Consider the following 16,888-nt stretch of genomic DNA (forward strand, 5'->3'; position numbering starts at 1 on the left):
AAGGAAGACTACGCACCCAGGCGTACGGGAAGGCGGGCGAGACGCCAGGAGAACGGGAGGAACTGCCGGTCGAGATCCTCGGGCGCCACGGCCAGTCCGAGCCGGGGATGGCGGCGCAGCAGCGCGCCGAAGGCGACCTCGCCCTCCTGCCGGGCCAGCGCCGCGCCCAGGCAGTAGTGCAGGCCGTGGCCGAAGCCGACGTGGACCTCCTTGTGCCCGTCGGGCTCGCGGGTGATGTCCAGACGGTGGGGGTCGTCGAAGCGCCGGGGGTCGTAGTTGGCGGAGACCAGCACCGCCATCACCGGCTCGCCCCGGCGCACGGTCATGCCGTCCATCTCGACGTCCTCGGCGGCGTACCGGATCCGGGTGCCCTGGACGGGCCCGCACCAGCGCATCAGCTCGTGCACGGCGCGCGGCAGCAGTCCCGGGTCGGCCCGCAGCGCGGCGAGCTGGTCCGGGTGGGTCAGCAGGGCGGCGGTGCCGTTGCCGATCAGGTGGGCGGTGGTCTCGTGCCCGGCGAGGACGAGCGTGAGGACCATGGTGACCATCTCGGTGTCGGTCAGCCGGTCGCCGTCCTCGTCGTGCGCGCGGATCAGACCGGTCAGCAGGTCGCCGGCCGGTTCGGACCGACGGCGGGCGATGAGCTCCCGGATGTAGGTCACCATGTGCCGCAGCGGCTCGGCCATCGCCCCCGGTTCGAGCGAGACCAGGCTCCTGCCCCACTCCCGCCACAGAGGCCGGTCCTCCTCGGGGATGCCGACCAGCTCGCAGATGACGGTGATCGGCAGGGGATAGGCGAAGTGCTCGATCAGGTCGGCGACGCCGTCCTCGGCGTGGCCGGGCAGCCGGTCGAGGAGGTCCTCGGCGATCTCCTCGACCCGGGGCCGCAGCTCCGCCACCCGGCGGGCGGTGAAGGCCCGCGAGACCAGCCTGCGCAGCCGGAGGTGGTCGTCGCCGTCGGAGTCGAGGACGCTGTCCAGGATGTACACGGCGTACTCGCGGGGGATACCGCGGGCCTCGATGAGCTGCTCGCGGATGTTGTGCACGTCCGCACCCGGCACGTTGGCCGGGTTGTTGACGAACCGGCGGTCGCCCAGCACAGTCTTGACGTCGTCGTAACGCGTGACGAGCCAGACCGGGGAGTCCAGGCCGGGGAAGGAGCCGCGCACCATCGGGGCCTGCTCCCGCAGGTGCGAGTAGCCCCCGAACGGATCGCGCACCAGGTCCGCGTCGAACATGTTGACGGGTCCCGCCGTGCTGGAAGTGCTCATTGCCTACCTCCACGTGTCAGGTGCGTCTGTGCCGGTGGATCTCCTCATTCAGCCGGTCCAGCAGGCGCTGGTAGATCTCGTTCACTCGCGGCGCCGCCGCCCGGACGCTCTCGGGCCGCCCCGGGAGCTCGAAGGCCGAGCGGACGACATGGGCGATCATGTCCGCGTTGTCCGCCAGGGCGGGCACGGTGGACGGCGACAGAGGCTCGATCGTGACGAAGCCGGTCAGGATCGACTCGTACGCGTGGACCTGGAGGGCCGGGGACTGCTCGGTGCGGACCAGACCGTGCTCGCGCAGCACCTCGACGTGCGCCCGGAGCGTGCGGTCGCGCACGTCGAGCAGGTCCGGCAGGTTCTCGGCGGCGCTCCTGCTCAGCGTGCCGAGGGTGTCGCCGTCGCCGAGGAGCGTCGCCCGGAAGATCGGCTCCTCGTGCATCCACAGGTACGTCGACCTGGCCACGCTGCTGAGCAGGACCGCGGAGGGGTCGGCGCGGACGCCGGCGGCGAACCGCTCGATGATCCGGGCCTCGGCCCGTATCAGCACCGCGAGGAAGAGCAGGTCCTTCGTGCTGAAGTGCAGGTAGACGGTGCCCTTGCCGACGCCCGCCCGCCGGGCCACGTCCTCGACCGTGATGCGCGGGTAGCCCCAGGCCACCAGGAGTTCGCCCGCGGCGTCCAGGATGCGCTCGGCCCGCCGCTCGCGCTCCCGCCAGGTGGAGGCCGGGCCCGCCGGCCGGGAGTCGAGGTCCGTCACCGCGCCCCCCTCCGCCGTGGCCGTGACCGGGATGACGATTCCGGTCACACAGTCGAACGTACGCCGCGGGACGCGGCCGGGCAAGACGGAACTCCACCGGCCGCGCGTCGGCGTTGTTCCTGCGAGCGCGACGCCTGTCAGGCCTCCAGGGAGGCCAGCAGTGACTCCAGGTCGCGCATGAGCCGCTCGGTGCGGGCCGGGCCGTACGCCGCGAGGATCGCCCGCTGGTGCTCGGCGATGCCCGCCTCCAGGCGGGCGAGCAGGTCGCGGCCCCGGTCGGCGAGGAAGACCGCGACCTTGCGGCGGTCGGCCGGGTCGTGCCCCCGGTAGACCACCGCGCGTTCCACCAGGCGGTCCACCGCCTTGGTCAGCGTGGGGTGGGGCATCAGCGCGGCCTCGGCCAGGTCGCCCATCGAGTGCCCGCGCCCGTCCGCGAGTGCCTGCAGGATGCGCCACTGCTCGACGGTCACGTCCTCGGCGGCGAGCGCGGCGGCCAGCCCGCGGTTGACGCTGCGCTCGGCCCTGCTCAGCAGGTAGGCGAGTGACGACCCGAGGCCGGTCACCTGTTCGGTCAGGGGATACTCGTGCACGTGGCCGATCCTGTCACAGTCGTCATCGACCCTCTCGAGGCTCATCTGCTGCGCGCGGACACGCTCCGCGTCGCGCTGGTGGTGCCGGTCTCCGGCGTGCTCGGCCTGCTCGGGCCGGGAGCGATCAACTGCGCCGTGCTCGCCGCCCGGGAGGTCAACGCCACGGGGGGAGTGCTGGGCAGGCCGGTCGAACTCGTGCTCGTGGACGGGGGCCGCGGCCCGGCCGCGGTCGCCGCTGAGGTGCGGGGGCTGGTGCGCTCCGGGGCCGTGCAGGCGGTGGTCGGCACCCACGCCAGCGACGTGCGCGTCGCGGTCGAACGGGCGCTGGGCGGCGCGGCCCCCTTCGTCTACACCCCGCCGTACGAGGGCGGCGTCCGCCGTCCGGGCGTCTACTACCTCGGCGAGCCCGCCTCGCTGCAGGTCGGGCCGGGGATCGACTGGCTGGTCGAGCACCGGCGGGCCCGGCGCTGGTTCCTGCTCGGCAACGACTACGTCTGGCCGCGCCTGGTGCACGCCTCGGCCCGCGGGCACCTGCGGGCCCGGTCCGCGACGGTGGTGGGGGAGCGTCTCGTCCCGCCCGGGACCACCGCGATGGACCTGCTGCTCGAGCAGTTGGCCGCCGTGCGCCCGGACGCCGTGCTGCTCACTCTCATCGGCAGCGACCTGATCGCCTTCAACCGGGCCTTCGCCGCGAGCGGTCTCGGCTGCGCGCGGCTGTGCGGCGCGCTGGAGGAGCACGGCCTGCTCGCGACCGGCGGAGACACGACCGGCGGCCTGTACGCCGCCATGGGCTACTTCGGCGGCATCGCCACCGACGCCAACCTCGGCCTGGCCGAGCGCTACACCGCGATGTTCGGCCCCGAGGCGCCGCTGCTCAACGGGCACGGGCACGGCTGTTACGAGGGCGTGCTGATGCTGGCCGCCCTGGCGCGGCGCGCGGGCACGCTGGCGGTGCCGGCCGTCGAGGCGGTCGCCGACGGCACGACGGTCGTCTCCGGGCGCGGCCTTCTCACGCTGGCCGCGGGCCGGGTGCGCCAGCGGGTGTACGTCGCGCGCGCCGACGGGCTGGACTTCGAGGTCGTCACGTCGGTGTAACGAGCGTAAAACTTCCAACAGAAACCTTTTCGTTTTCAAGGATTGCCCCTATCGTACGGCTCTGCCCCCGTGCTTCACGGACCCGTGCTTCAAGGAGCCGATCCATGTCCTCCCCTCAACCAGAGGCGCCCGGCGTCGAGCGCTTCGGCTACCAACAGGAGCTGCGGCGCTCGCTGAGCTTCGCCGACCTGCTCATCTACGGTCTGATCTTCATGGTGCCGATCGCGCCGTTCGGCATCTTCGGCAGCGTCTTCCAGTCGTCCGGCGGGATGGTGGCGCTCGCCTACGTGATCGGCATGGTCGCGATGGCGTTCACCGCCCTGTCGTACGCCCAGATGGCCCGCGCGTTCCCGATGACGGGCTCGGTCTACACGTACGCGGGCCGGGGCATCGCCGCCCCGGTCGGCTTCCTGGCGGGCTGGGTGATCCTGCTCGACTACGTGCTGGTGCCTGCGCTGCTCTACCTCGTGGCGAGCGCCGCCATGACGTCGTTCGTGCCCGGAGTGCCGATCTGGGTGTGGCTGATCGCCTTCATCGTGCTCAACACGGTGGTCAACTACCTCGGCATCGAGATGACCGCCCGGATGAACAAGATCATGCTGGTCGCCGAGCTGATCGTGCTGGCGATCTTCCTGGTCGTCGGGATCGTCGCCCTCGCGCAGGGCAAGGGCCACGGCAACGCCCTCAGCCCGCTGTTCGACTCCTCGACGTTCTCCTGGCCGCTGGCGTTCGGCGCCGTGTCGGTGGCGGTGCTGTCGTTCCTCGGGTTCGACGGCATCTCGATGCTCGCCGAGGAGAGCCGCGAGAGCACCCGCCGGCTCGGCCGCTCGATGGTCTTCGCCCTCGCCCTGGCCGGCGCGCTGTTCGTCGTGCAGACCTGGGTGGCGGCGCTGCTCGCCCCCAACCGCGCCGACCTGCTCGCCAACGGCGACCCCGGGGGCACCGCGTTCTACGACACCGCCGAGTACGCCGGAGGCCACTGGCTGAGCGTGCTGACGGCCGTCGCCACCGCCGTGGCCTGGGGGTTCGCCAACTCCCTCGTCGCCCAGGCGGCCACCTCCCGCCTGCTGTTCGCGATGGCCCGCGACCGCCAGCTCCCGAAGTTCCTCGGCAAGGTGCACCCCAAGCACAAGGTGCCGGTCAACGCCACGTTCCTGGTGGCCGGGGTGTCGCTGGTCCTCGGCCTGTTCATGAGCACGCGCAAGGACGGCATCACGCTGCTCGGCTCGCTGGTCAACTTCGGCGCGATGACCGCCTTCCTCGCCCTGCACGTGTCGGTCGTCGTCCACTACGTCGTCCGCAACCGCAGCCGTGACTGGTGGCGGCACCTCGTGGCCCCGGCGATCGGCTTCCTGATCCTGCTCTATGTCGTGATCAACGCCAAGGTCGCCGCCCAGGTGCTCGGATTCGTCTGGCTGGCCATCGGCATCGTGATCCTCGTCGGCTCCTCCCTGATGGGCCGGCGCCCCACCCTGTCCGCCGTCACCCCGGAGGCCAACGAGTGAACGTCGTGTCCTACCGTCCCGGTCCCGACGACCTGTCCTACACCTTCGGCGGCCGCCCGGCCGTCGAGTCCGTCGCCCCCGGCGCGGTGCTGGAGCTGTACACCGAGGACTGCTTCGGCGGCCGGGTGCGCGGCACGCCGACCTGCCGTCGCAGGTCTGCGAGTTTCCGTATCTGAATCCGGTCACCGGGCCGTTCCACGTCGACGGGGCCGAGCCCGGCGACACCCTGGCCCTTCACTTCGTCTCCATCGAGCCGGCCCGCGACTGGGCGGTCTCCACGACGTTCCCGCACTTCGGCGCGCTGACCTCCACGCACACCACCGCGACGCTCCAGCCGCCGCTGGAGGAGGCCGTGTGGATGTACGAGGTGGACGCCGAACGGCGGACCGTGCGCTACCGCTCGCGGCGCGGCGACTTCGCCGTCGAGATGCCGCTCGACCCGATGCACGGGACCGTGGGCGTCGCCCCGGCCGCCGCCGAGGCGCGGATGACCATCACCCCGGACGCCCACGGCGGCAACATGGACACCCCCGAGCTGCGCGCCGGGGTCACCGTCTACCTGGGCGTCAACGTGCCGGGCGCGCTGTTCGCGATCGGTGACGGCCACTGCCGCCAGGGCCACGGCGAGGTCTGCGGCACCGCCGTCGAGGCGGCGATGAACACGGTCGTCGCCGTCGAACTGATCAAGGGCGTCGCCACCCCGTGGCCGCGGCTCGAGGACGACCGCCACATCATGTCGACCGGTTCGGCCCGGCCGCTGGAGGACGCCTACCGGATCAGCCAGCACGACCTCGTCACCTGGACGGCCGCCCTCACCGGGCTCGATGAGCTGGACGCCTACCAGCTCGTCAGCCAGGGCGGCGAGGCCCCGGTCGGCAACGTCTGCGACACCAACTACACGATGGTGGCCAAGCTGCCCAAGGCGTACCTGGGCGACCCGGACGTGTACGGCTCCGCGCACGCCCGCCTGCGCGCCCTCGGCGAGGAGTATCTCTCCACCCGCTGAGGCCCGACCGGCCGTCGTGGCCGGAGCTGTGAAAGTTTCAACGCGCCGGTGAGGGTGGGCCGTCCGCCAACTCCTCGTGCGAAATCTCCTCACGTCGCCCGTTGACACCTGTGAGGTCCGCTCCTACCTTCAGGGTGTTCGCGAACATGTATGACGTTCACATGTGTGAACTACACCGTCTCGCAGACGAGGAGCGAACGTGAGTCTGGAAAGAAGACGGGCGGGCAGCATGCTCGCCCTGACGGCGGCGGCGGCCGTCGCGCTGGCGGGAGGCGTCGCCGGCGCGACGTCCGCGGCCGCGGCCCCGTCGTCGGGTTCCTTCACCGTGGTCAACGGCGGCAGCGGTCTGTGCCTGGCCGCGCCGAGCGCCTCGGCGGGGACCCAGCTCGTCCAGCGGGCGTGCGACGGCAGCGCCGGCCAGGTCTGGAGCCTGGCCTCGACGAGCGGCGGGGTGACCCTCAAGGCCGGGAGCGGCGGGCTGTGCGCCGGGGTGCGGGACGCCAGCACCTCGGCCGGCAAGGCGGTGGAGCTGCAGAGCTGCAGCGGCGCGTCCTCCCAGGCCTGGACGCTCACCGAGTCGGGCGCGAGGTATCGCGTCGTCAACGTCAACAGTGGCAAGTGCCTGAACGTCAAGGACAGCTCCACGAGCGCCGGGGCGCTCGTGCAGCAGAACTCCTGCGACTCGGTCACCAGCAAGCAGTGGTCGCTCAACCCCGCGGGCTCCACGCCGAGCCCCACGCCCACGCGCACCCCCACGCCGTCCAGGACACCGTCCACGACGCCCTCACCGACTCCCACGCCGACTCCGCCGCCGGGGGGCGCGCTGTACGTCGCGCCGAACGGCAGGGACGGTGCGGCGGGGACGCAGTCGGACCCGACAACTCTCACCTCGGCGATCACCCGCGTCACGCCGGGCGGGACGATCTACCTGCGCGGCGGCACCTACAACCTCTCGCAGACGGTCGTCATCGCGCCGGGTAACGACGGCACGGCGAGCGCACGCAAGACCCTGTCCGCCTACCCCGGAGAGACTCCGGTGCTGAACTTCTCGGCGCAGAGCGAGGACCCGGCCAACCGCGGGCTCGCCGTGAACGGGTCGTACTGGCACGTCTACGGCCTCGTCGTCGAGCGCGCCGGTGACAACGGGATCTTCGTCGGCGGCAGCGACAACATCATCGAGCGCACGGTGACGCGGTTCAACCGCGACACCGGGCTGCAACTGTCGCGGATCGCCTCCGACACTCCGCGCGACCAGTGGCCGTCGAACAACCTCATCCTCAGTGCGGAGTCGCACGACAACGCCGACTCCGACGGCGAGGACGCGGACGGGTTCGCGGCGAAGCTCACCGTCGGCTCCGGCAACGTCTTCCGCTACGCGGTGTCGCACAACAACATCGACGACGGCTGGGACCTCTACACCAAGACGGACACCGGTCCCATCGGCCCGGTGACCATCGAGGACTCCCTGTCGTACAACAACGGCACCCTCACGGACGGCAGCCAGGCCGGCAACGGCGACCGCAACGGCTACAAGCTCGGCGGCGAGGACATCCCGGTCAACCACATCATCAGGCGCAACATCGCCTACCACAACGGCAAGCACGGGTTCACCTACAACCGCAACCTCGGCACGATGTCGATCTCGGACAACGTCGGCATCGACAACACCCAGCGCAACTTCTCGTTCGACGGCGGCACCTCGGTGTTCCGGAACAACACCTCGTGCCGCAGCGGCAGCGGATCCAACGACAAGATCGTCGGCAACGCCGACAGCTCCAACCAGTTCTGGTCGGGTTCGAACGGGTCCCGGTGCTCCTCCTACACCGGCGCCCTGGGCTGGTCGTACGCCTCGGACGGCCGCCTCGTGGTGACCTTCGGCGGCAGGCCGGTGACGCCGTAACAGACAGGCATGAGAGCGTCCGGGCCGCCCCTTCACAGCCAGCCGTTGTGGCGGGCGACCCGGACGGCCTCCATGCGGTTGCGGGTGCCGGTCTTGGTGATGCACGCCGACAGGTGGTTGCGTACGGTGCTCTCCGACAGGTAGAGGCGGCGGGAGATGTCGGCGGCGGTGGAGCCGTCGGCGGCGGCGGCGAGCACCTCGCGCTCGCGCGGCGTCAGCGGGTTCGGCCCGGCGCTCAGGGCGGCCGTGGCCAGGGCGGGGTCGACCACGACCTCGCCCGCGAGCACGCGCCTGATCGCCTGTGCGAGTTCGCCGACGGGCCGGTCCTTGACCACGAAGCCGCGCGCGCCCGCGTCCAGCGCCCGGCGCAGATAACCGGGCCGTCCGAACGTCGTGACGATGACCACCACGCACTCCGGGAGGGCGGCCCGCAGGTCCGCGGTCGCGTCGAGCCCGCTGCCGCCGGGCATCTCGATGTCGAGCAGGGCCACGTCGGGCCTGGCCCGCAGCGCGGCGGGAACGACCTCGCCCGCGGACGCGACCTGCGCGACGACCTCGAAGTCGTCCTCCAGGTCGAGCAGCACGGTGAGCGCGTCGCGCATCATCGTCTGGTCCTCGGCGATCAGCACGCGGGTCACAGGCCGTCCTTCCGCTCGTCGTCGTCCACGCCCGCGTGCGGGATCTCGGCCGTGAGGACGAACCCCCGCGCAGGCGGGAGGCGGTCAGCCGCCCGCCCGCGGCGGCCAGGCGCTCGCGCAGCCCGCGCAGGCCGCTGCCGTCCTCCTCGCCGACGGCACCGCCTGTGCCGTCGTCGCTGATCTCGACCAGCACCGGGTCGCGGTCGCGGCGCAGCGTGATGACGCAGCGCCGGGCGCCGGAGTGCCGCACGACGTTCGTGATCCCCTCCCGGACGACCCAGCTCAGCAGCATGTCGGTCTCCCGCGTCAGCGCGGGCCCCGACTCCTTCACCACGCAGTCGACGCCGGCCGTGGCCAGGGCCGCCCGGGCGCTGTCGAGTTCGAAGGCGAGGCTCGCGTCCCGGTAACCCGTGACCGCCTCCCGCACCTCGGTCAGCGCCTGCCGCCCGATGGCCTCGATGTCCGCCGCGTGCCGCACGGCTGCCTCCGTGTCGCGCGGGGCCAGCCGGCGTACGGCCTCGGCCTTGACGACCACCATCGAGAGCGTGTGCCCGAGCAGGTCGTGCAGGTCGCGCGAGAAGCGCAGGCGCTCGGCCGAGACGGCGGCGACGGCCAGCTTCTCCCTGGTCCGGCGGAGTTCCTCGATCACCTCGGCCATCCGGCGGAAGCCGTACGTGGTGATCCCGGCGAACAGGGTGGTCAGGGCGGTGCCCCACAGGGCGTCGCCGAACGACCTGCCGCCCACGGGGACGATCGCGGCGAGTGCGGCCGTGACGGCGACGAGCGGGGGGCGCCGCGCGGACCGGGAGCACGATCGCCACGGCCACGGCGAGCAGGGAGAACAGGGTCTGCCATCCGTCCGTTCTGTAGATCAGGGCCGCCGTGAGCGTGATCGCCGCGAGCAGCGCGACGAACGCCACCGGCAGGGGTCGTACGCCGGGGCCGGAGCGGGCGCCGGTCACCACGGCTCCCGCGAACGAGACCCCCGCCGCGGCCACCAGGGTCCAGGCGGGCCAGCCGGCACGGCCGACGCCGCGGCGCGGCGGCGCCAGCAGCAGGAGGACGGTCAGCCCCAGCGCCGACGCGAGCAGCCGGGCCGGAAGCCACGACGGCAGGCGCGGCCGGAAACGGCCCGGCCGTGCGGCACCGGGCTCACACCCGTCCGCCCACGTCCGCTCCGCCGCCTCTGCCATGGCCGCCATTATGGTCGGCCTCCGGCCGGGGCGGGCAGGGCGGGATGTCGCCTCGCGGGCAGTACGAATCACCCGGGTCTTCGGTCCCACGGAGCCGGGACCTCCGCACCTGGAGAGGTCTCCGAGGCCGCAGCAGCCTGACGTGGGGGGTGCCTGCGATGAGACGCTGCAACGAGGAGGTCGCCGGGCTGCTGCAGGAGTACGCCGACCTGATCGCGATCACCGGGGGCGACGCGTTCAAGGTCAGGGTCTACGAGAAGGCGGCCCGGTCGGTCGGCGGGTACGGCCGGGAAATCGACGATATGGACGTGGCGGCCCTGCGGGCGATCCCGAACGTCGGCGCGTCGATCGCCGCGAAGATCGACGAATACCTGCGGACCGGGTCGATCCACCAGTTGGAGGAGCTGCGGACGAAGATCCCCGCCGGGGTCCGCCTGCTGACCACGATTCCCACGCTCGGGCCGAAGAAGGCCATGGTCCTGTATCACGAGCGGGGCGTCGACTCGATCGAGAAGCTGGAGGACGCCATCCACGCCGGGGTCCTGGAGGGGCTGCACGGGTTCGGGGCGAAGACCGAGGAGAACCTGCTCCACGGCATCGAGGTGATGCGCAAGACCGGCAGCCGGGTGCACATCGGGATCGCGATGGCGGTCGCCGAGGAGGTCGTCACCGCGCTGTCGGCCGTGCCGGGCTGCGAACGGTGCGCGTACGCCGGGTCGCTGCGGCGGATGAAGGACACGATCGGCGACGTCGACGTCCTGGCCACGGCCGACGACTCGGCCGCCCTGATGGCGGCCTTCACCACGCTGCCGTACGTCACCGAGGTGATCGCGCACGGTGAGACGAAGAGCTCGGTCCGCACGGCGGCGGGGCTCCAGGTCGACCTGCGGGTGGTGCCGAGGGACTCCTGGGGGGCGGCGCTGCAGTACTTCACCGGATCCAAGGCGCACAACATCCGCACCCGGGAGATCGCCGTGCACCGGAAGCTGAAGCTGTCGGAGTACGGCGTGTTCGACGTGGCGACCGGCGAGAAGATCACTTCGGCGGACGAGGCGGAGGTGTACGGCATGCTCGGCCTGCCGTGGATCGAGCCGACGCTGCGCGAGGACACCGGGGAGATCGAGGCCGCGCTGGGCGGGGGGCTGCCCAGGGTGGTGACCCTGGCCGACATCCGCGGCGACCTGCACACGCACACCGACCTGACCGACGGGCTCGCGCCGCTGGAGGAGATGGTCGAGGCGGCCGCGGCGCGCGGCTACGACTACTACGCGGTGACCGACCACGCGCCCAACCTCTACATGCAGCGGATGACCGACGAGAAGGCGCTGGACCAGCGCGAGCGGCTCCGCCGCCTCGGCGCCGCCCGCCCCGGCATGACGCTGCTGCACGGGTGCGAGCTCAACATCGACCCGGAGGGCGAGGTCGACTGGCCGCCGGAGTTCCTGGCCGGGTTCGACCTGTGCGTGGCCTCGGTGCACTCGCACTTCACCCAGTCGCCCGAGGAGATGACCCGGCGGCTGATCCGGGCCTGCGAGAACCCGTACGTGAAGATCATCGGTCATCCGACGGCGCGGGTCGCCGGCAGGCGGGAGCCGGTGGACGCCGACTGGCCGAGGGTGTTCGACGCCTGCGTCCGCACCGGGACGGCGCTGGAGATCGACTCCTTCCCCGACCGGCTCGACCTGCCCTCGGGCCTCGTCCGGCGGGCCGCCGACCGGGGCGTGCTGTTCTCGATCGACAGCGACGCGCACGCCGTGCCGCACCTCGACGTCATGCGGTACGGCGTCGGCACCGCGCAGCGCGGCTGGCTCACGCCCGACCGGGTAATCAACACGTGGCCACTCGACCGGCTGCGGGAGTTCCTCCGCCCGGGATGAAAGGGGGTTTCATGCTGACGATCGGCCGGCGGCCGCTGCCCGTGGTGGGCCGCGCCCGGATGTACGTGTGCGGGATCACGCCCTACGACACGACCCATCTCGGTCATGCCAGGACGTTCGTGTGGGCCGACGTGGCGGCGCGGGTGCTGCGGCACGCCGGCGTGCCCGTCGAGGTGTGCCGCAACGTCACCGACGTGGACGACGTGCTGACCTCGGCGGCGCGCCGGGCCGGCAGCCCGTATGACAGCTTCGCCGCCGTGCAGCAGTTCTACTTCGACCGGGACATGGCCGCGTTGCACGTGCACCCGGTGACGTACGAGCCGCGGGCGCACACCTACGTGCCGCAGGTCGTCGCGCTCGCCCGCGCCCTGCTGGAGCTGGGCCACGCGTACGAGCGGGACGGCGCGGTGTACTTCCGGGGCGCGGGCGTGCGCGAGCGGGGCCGGATCGGCGCCGAGGAGGCGGCCCGCCTGCTGGCCGAGTTCGGCGACGATCCCGCTTCCGGTGGGGGCGACCCGCGCAGGGACGACCCGGCGGACGTGGCGATCTGGCGGCCGTCGGCGAAGGGGGAGCCGGGCTGGCCGAGCGAGTGGGGCGACGGGCGGCCGGGCTGGCACGCCGAGTGCGCCGCCATGGCGCTGACGACGTACGGGCCTGCCCTCGACCTGCACGCGGGCGGCGCCGACCTGCGCTTCCCGCACCACGCGTACGAGGCCGCGATGGCCGAGGCGGTGACCGGGGTGCGGCCGTTCGCCCGCGCCTGGCTGCACGTGGGGGTGGTCCGCGTGGACGGCGCCAAGATGGCCAAGTCGGCGGGCAACCTCGTCTTCACCGCCGACCTGCTGCGGCACCACCCCGTCGGCGCGGTGCGCCTGCTGCTGCTCGACCACCCGTGGGCGGCCGACTGGGACTACCGTCCCGGCGGCCTGGAGGAGGCCGCGGCCCGCCTGGAGCGGCTGCACGCGGCCGCCGGGCGGCCCGCGGGCCTCGGCGGCGGGCGAGCGGGCGGCGGGTGCGCGCGCTGCTGGACGACCTGGACGTCGCGACCGCCCTGGCGATCGCCGAGGAGGAGGGCGGGCAGGCCGCCCGCACGGTCATCGCGGTGCTCGCCCTCGGCTGAGAGCAGCGGAGAGATCACGCGGCGGCGGCCCGGGAGTCGTACTCGTCGAGCACGGCCACCACGTCCCGCCCGGCCGCGGCCAGGATCGAGGCGGCGATGGACGCCCGGTAGCCCGTCGCGCAGTGCGTCCACACCTCGCCGCCCGGCACCTCGTCCAGCCGCGCGGGCAGTTCGTGCAGCGGGATGTGGACCGCGCCGGGGACGTGCGACTCGCGCCACTCCACGTCGCGGCGCACGTCCAGGACCACGATCGGGCGGTGGCGGCGCACGGCGGCCAGGTCGGCGAACGTCGCCGTCGGCATGGACGCGGGCTTGTCGTCGCCGGTCCACTCGGCGGGCCCTCCGGTGGCCGCCGCGGCCGGTCGGTCGATGCCGATCCGCGCCAGTTCCCGCTGGGCCCGCGCGATGTCCCCGGGCGTCTCCCCGAGCAGGGTCACCGGCGTCCCCCAGGGCATCAGCCAGCCCAGATAGACGGCGAGGTTCCCGTCCAGCCCGAAGTTGAGCGTTCCCGCCAGGTGGCCCGCCGCGAACGCCGTACGGGACCGCAGGTCCACCACCCACTCGCCGGCCCGGAGGCGGCGGTGCAGTTCGGCGGCGTCCGCGCGGCGCGGCGCGGACAGGTCGGGCGCGTCCTGCCCGGCCTGGTTGAGCGGCGCCATGTGCGCGTAGTACGCCGGGTAGACGTCCAGCCCGGCCAGCAGCGACTCCACGTACTCGTCCTCGCTCCGGGTCAGCACCGGGTTGACCCGCCGCTCCCGGCCGATCGTCGACTCGGTGACCTCCGACTGGGTGGCCGAGCAGAAGCTGCCGAACCCGTGGGTGGGGAGGACGTCCGTCTCGGCCGGGAGTTCGCGGGCCAGCCGGTGCGCCGAGGCGTACTGGGCGCGCACCAGCGTGCCGGTGTGCTCGGGGCCGAGCAGGTCGGGCCGCCCGGTCGTGCCGAGCAGCAGCGAGCCCCCGGTGAAGACGGAGGGCGACCGATCCGGGGACTCCAGCACGTACGACAGGTGGGTGAAGGTGTGACCGGGGGTGGCGACGGCGCGCAGACGCGTGCGCGGGCCGACCTCGACCACGTCCCCGTCCTCGACGGGGCTCCGGTCGAACGCCACGGGGTCGGCCGCGTTGACGTGGTAGTCCGCGCCGGTGGCCGAGGCGAGGGCGGGCCCGCCGGTCACGTAGTCGTTGTGCACGTGGGTCTCGAAGACGTGGCGGATCTCGACGCCGCGCCGCTCGGCCAGGCGGAGCAGCCGGTCGATGTCCCGCTGCGGGTCCACCACGAAGGCGACCTCCCCGTCGGCGACGAGGTAGCTGCGGTCGCCCAGCGAGGGGGTCTCGACAGGGATGATTTCGATCATTCAGGTCCCTCCTCGGCTCGTGAGGCACCCGTACCCGGGAAGAAGATCTTCACCTCCTCCCGGGTCGGCGGGACCGCGCCGGCGCGGGTGCAGACGATCGCGGCGGCGGCGCAGCCGCGCCGCAGCGCCTCCGCCACGCGCTCCGTGCTCAACGGAGCGCCGTCGAGCGCGTCGAGGCAGGCGGCGGTGAAGGTGTCGCCCGCGCCGACCGTGTCCACGACCTCGACCGCCGGGGCCGGGCAAGAGATCACCTCGTCGCCCAGGACGGCCGTCGCGCCGTCGCCGCCCCGGGTGACCACCACGAGCCGCTCATGTGCCCGTGCCCACCGCCGGGCGACCTCGATGTACGGCTCGCCCGGGTAGAGCCAGTCGAGGTCCTCGGCGCTCACCTTGACCAGGCGCGCGAGCCGTACGCACTCCTCGACGTGGGCCAGGGCGCGGACCCGGTCGCCGACGAGGGACGGCCGGATGTTCGGGTCGTAGGACACGGTGATCCCCGCCTCGGCGGCGGCCCGCATCACCTCCCGCACGTGCGCGGCGCCCGGCCCGGCGAGCACGGCCAGGGAGCCGGTGTGCAGGCAGGTCACCCCGTCGAGCGCGACCGGGGCCGAGAAGGTCCAGTCGAAGCGGAAGTCGTAGGAGGCCGAGCCGTCCGCGCCGACCCGGGCGAAGGCCAGGCCGGTCGCCGCCGCCGGGGCGAGGTCGCCGGTCCCGATCCCGTGGCGGGTCAGGTGGTCGCGCAGCAGGCCGCCGAAGAAGTCGTCGCCGGTCTCCCCGGCGAACCGCACCGTGCGGCCAAGCGCGGCCAGCGCCACCGCGACGTTGAGCGGGCTGCCGCCGGGCACCGCGGTGAAGGTCCACGATCCCGGCGTGCCGATCAGGTCGACCAGGCTCTCGCCGACCACTAGGAACGTCATGCGGCATCCTCTCCCGGGTCCTCCGCCAGCACCCGCTGGGCGACGGCGAACGCGGCGTTGGCGGCGGGCACCCCGCAGTAGATCGCGGTCTGCAGCAGCACCTCCTTGATCTCGTCGGTCGTGAGCCCGTTGCGCCGCGCGGCCCGTACGTGCATGGCCAGCTCCTCCAGCTGCCCGCGCGCCACCAGTGCGGTGAGCGTGATGCAGCTGCGGGTGCGTCGGTCCAGCCCGGGCCGGGTCCAGATCTCACCCCAGGCATACCGGGTGATCAGGTCCTGGAAGTCCGCGGTGAACTCGGTGATCCGCGCCTGCGCCCGGTCCACGTGCGCGTCGCCCAGCACCTCGCGGCGCACCCGCATGCCGTCCTCGTAGCTCATGCCGTCCTCCAGCGGGTGGTCAGATGCCGCGTGATCGCCTCGTTCACGACGTCCGGGCGTTCGGCGGTGGCCAGGTGGGCGGCCCCCGGCACGACCAGCAACTCGGCCTCCGGGATGTCCCGGGCGAGGACCTCGGCGTGCTCGGGCGGGGTCGCCGGGTCCTCGGCTCCGGCGATCACCAGCGCGGGCGCGCGGACGTCGCCGAGCCGGTCACGGACGTCGAAGACCGCAAGGGCCTCGCAGCACGCGGCGTACCCCTCGGGGTCGGCGTCGCGCAGCATGTCCAGGTAGCGCTCGGCGTCGGGGAAGCCCGCCGTGAACCACCGTCTCCTCGTCGCCTCGGCCAGGGGTTTCGTGCCCTCGGCGCGGACCAGCGCGGCGCGTTCGTGCCAGCTCTCCGCGGTGCCGAACCGGGCGGAGGTGCAGCACAGGACCAGGCTCGCGACCCGGTCCGGCGCGATCAGCGCCAGCGTGGTCCCGACGGCCCCGCCCAGCGACACCCCCGCGTACGCCACGGTTTCCACGGCGTGGCGGTCGAGCAGCGCCAGCACCCCGGCGGCGAGGTCGTCCACCGTCGGACCACGCGTGAAGCCGGATGCGGCCCGCGACCCGCCGTGGCCGGGCAGGTCGTAGCGGAGCACCCGCCAGGTGCGCGTGAGCGCGGGAAGCTGCGGCTCCCACAGGTCGAGCGTCGTGCCCAGCGAGGGTCCCAGCACGACGACCGGCGCGTCCGGCGGTCCGTCGAATCGGTGGTGCAGGATCATGATGCCTTTCCCTGGTGGTGCTGCAGGGCCCGATCGACGAGGGCGGGCGCGGACCCGACGCCGGGGTCCTCCCCGTGTTCGGCCAGCACGGTGAGCAGGTGATCGAGATTGTGCCGCATGCGCTCGGGGAACACCTCCAGCCCCTCGGCCAGCTCGGCGGCCGTCTCGGCCGCGCCGCCGGCCAGGCGCAGGCACTCGCGCAGCGGCTGCCACTCGGCGTGCCAGCTCCCCGCGGGCCGCTCGTGCTCGGCGACCCGCGCGGTGAGCAGGATCTGCGCGAGCGCGGGCGCCTGCACCGCCGCCGATCTGATCATCGTGGCGAGCACCGGGTTGCGCTTGTGCGCCATCGCCGACGAGGCGCCCCGGCCCGGCGCGGCGGGCTCGGCGACCTCGCCCACCTCGCTCTGCGCCAGCAGGATCACGTCGGTGGCGAGCTTGCCCAGCGCGCCCGTCACGGCGGCGAGCGCGCAGGCCAGGTCGGTCACGGGCGTGCGCAGCGTGTGCCAGGGCAGCACCGGCTCGGCCC

16 protein-coding genes and 2 pseudogenes are annotated in these 16,888 nt (G+C 73.0%); 8 read left to right on the forward strand and 10 right to left on the reverse strand.

Annotation, left to right across the window (positions count from 1 at the left end; all coding sequences use genetic code 11):
- Positions 1-8: 8 nt before the first annotated feature.
- The 3 genes from B1L11_RS20910 to B1L11_RS20920 all read right to left on the reverse strand — a co-directional run bounded on the left by B1L11_RS20910 (position 9) and on the right by B1L11_RS20920 (position 2,615).
- Positions 9-1,271, reverse strand: coding sequence for a cytochrome P450 (locus B1L11_RS20910; protein WP_079316042.1), 1,263 nt, complete (start codon positions 1,269-1,271; stop codon positions 9-11).
- Between the two features lie 16 nt (positions 1,272-1,287).
- Entirely contained in the window at positions 1,288-2,073 is a 786-nt protein-coding gene (locus B1L11_RS20915; protein ID WP_179155255.1) for a TetR/AcrR family transcriptional regulator, read from the reverse strand.
- A gap of 89 nt (positions 2,074-2,162) precedes the next feature.
- Positions 2,163-2,615 (reverse strand): MarR family winged helix-turn-helix transcriptional regulator, encoded by a 453-nt coding sequence (locus tag B1L11_RS20920; RefSeq protein WP_256862754.1) that lies wholly within the window; start codon positions 2,613-2,615, stop codon positions 2,163-2,165.
- Here B1L11_RS20920 and B1L11_RS20925 point away from each other — a divergent pair, their 5' ends adjacent.
- The 5 genes from B1L11_RS20925 (at position 2,616) to B1L11_RS20940 (ending at position 8,121) form a co-directional block, all read left to right on the forward strand.
- Positions 2,616-3,710, forward strand: coding sequence for a substrate-binding domain-containing protein (locus tag B1L11_RS20925; protein WP_079316077.1), 1,095 nt, complete (start codon positions 2,616-2,618; stop codon positions 3,708-3,710).
- A 104-nt stretch (positions 3,711-3,814) separates the two neighbouring features.
- Entirely contained in the window at positions 3,815-5,215 is a 1,401-nt protein-coding gene (locus B1L11_RS20930; RefSeq protein WP_079316044.1) for an APC family permease, read from the forward strand.
- 5 nt (positions 5,216-5,220) lie between these two features.
- Positions 5,221-5,391 (forward strand): hypothetical protein, encoded by a 171-nt coding sequence (locus B1L11_RS51525; RefSeq protein ID WP_256862755.1) that lies wholly within the window; start codon positions 5,221-5,223, stop codon positions 5,389-5,391.
- 182 nt (positions 5,392-5,573) lie between these two features.
- Positions 5,574-6,221, forward strand: a complete 648-nt coding sequence (locus B1L11_RS20935; RefSeq protein ID WP_372974706.1) for an acetamidase/formamidase family protein — start codon at positions 5,574-5,576, stop codon at positions 6,219-6,221.
- A gap of 229 nt (positions 6,222-6,450) precedes the next feature.
- Positions 6,451-8,121 (forward strand): RICIN domain-containing protein, encoded by a 1,671-nt coding sequence (locus B1L11_RS20940; RefSeq protein ID WP_079316045.1) that lies wholly within the window; start codon positions 6,451-6,453, stop codon positions 8,119-8,121.
- Between the two features lie 32 nt (positions 8,122-8,153).
- On the opposite strand, the gene B1L11_RS20945 is transcribed toward B1L11_RS20940, so the two are convergent.
- Positions 8,154-8,759, reverse strand: coding sequence for a response regulator transcription factor (locus B1L11_RS20945; protein WP_079316046.1), 606 nt, complete (start codon positions 8,757-8,759; stop codon positions 8,154-8,156).
- Positions 8,760-8,794: 35 nt separating this feature from the next.
- On the opposite strand from B1L11_RS20945, the gene B1L11_RS48475 reads away from it, so the two are divergent.
- On the forward strand, positions 8,795-9,166 hold the full coding sequence (locus tag B1L11_RS48475; protein ID WP_218671227.1) for a hypothetical protein: 372 nt from the start codon (positions 8,795-8,797) through the stop codon (positions 9,164-9,166).
- Positions 9,167-9,210: 44 nt separating this feature from the next.
- Here B1L11_RS48475 and B1L11_RS55025 read toward each other — a convergent pair.
- Positions 9,211-9,417 (reverse strand): annotated as a pseudogene (locus B1L11_RS55025) (histidine kinase); the annotation flags it as partial.
- 693 nt (positions 9,418-10,110) lie between these two features.
- Here B1L11_RS55025 and polX point away from each other — a divergent pair.
- Both polX and B1L11_RS55030 read left to right on the forward strand, forming a co-directional pair.
- On the forward strand, positions 10,111-11,829 hold the full coding sequence (gene polX / locus B1L11_RS20955; protein ID WP_079316047.1) for a DNA polymerase/3'-5' exonuclease PolX: 1,719 nt from the start codon (positions 10,111-10,113) through the stop codon (positions 11,827-11,829).
- Positions 11,830-11,888: 59 nt separating this feature from the next.
- Positions 11,889-12,707 (forward strand): annotated as a pseudogene (locus tag B1L11_RS55030) (cysteine--tRNA ligase); the annotation flags it as partial.
- A 256-nt stretch (positions 12,708-12,963) separates the two neighbouring features.
- Here B1L11_RS55030 and B1L11_RS20965 read toward each other — a convergent pair.
- Genes B1L11_RS20965 through B1L11_RS51540 form a run of 5 tightly spaced genes read right to left on the reverse strand, consistent with a single transcriptional unit; the run spans position 12,964 to position 16,877 of the window.
- Positions 12,964-14,304 carry a rhodanese-like domain-containing protein gene (locus B1L11_RS20965; RefSeq protein WP_079316048.1) on the reverse strand — a complete coding sequence of 447 codons (1,341 nt, stop codon included), beginning with the start codon at positions 14,302-14,304 and terminating at the stop codon, positions 12,964-12,966.
- Positions 14,301-15,221, reverse strand: coding sequence for a carbohydrate kinase (locus B1L11_RS20970; RefSeq protein ID WP_079316049.1), 921 nt, complete (start codon positions 15,219-15,221; stop codon positions 14,301-14,303). The genes B1L11_RS20965 and B1L11_RS20970 overlap by 4 nt, the downstream gene beginning before the upstream one ends.
- Positions 15,218-15,598, reverse strand: a complete 381-nt coding sequence (gene pcaC / locus B1L11_RS51535) for a 4-carboxymuconolactone decarboxylase (protein WP_079316050.1) — start codon at positions 15,596-15,598, stop codon at positions 15,218-15,220. Before pcaC ends, B1L11_RS20970 begins: the two co-directional genes overlap by 4 nt.
- On the reverse strand, positions 15,595-16,362 hold the full coding sequence (gene pcaD / locus B1L11_RS20980; RefSeq protein ID WP_079316051.1) for a 3-oxoadipate enol-lactonase: 768 nt from the start codon (positions 16,360-16,362) through the stop codon (positions 15,595-15,597). The genes pcaC and pcaD overlap by 4 nt, the downstream gene beginning before the upstream one ends.
- On the reverse strand, positions 16,359-16,877 hold the full coding sequence (locus B1L11_RS51540) for a lyase family protein (protein WP_256862760.1): 519 nt from the start codon (positions 16,875-16,877) through the stop codon (positions 16,359-16,361). The genes pcaD and B1L11_RS51540 overlap by 4 nt, the downstream gene beginning before the upstream one ends.
- Positions 16,878-16,888 lie beyond the last annotated feature (11 nt).

The organism is Microbispora sp. GKU 823, from assembly GCF_002027145.1.
Taxonomy (GTDB): domain Bacteria; phylum Actinomycetota; class Actinomycetes; order Streptosporangiales; family Streptosporangiaceae; genus Microbispora; species Microbispora siamensis.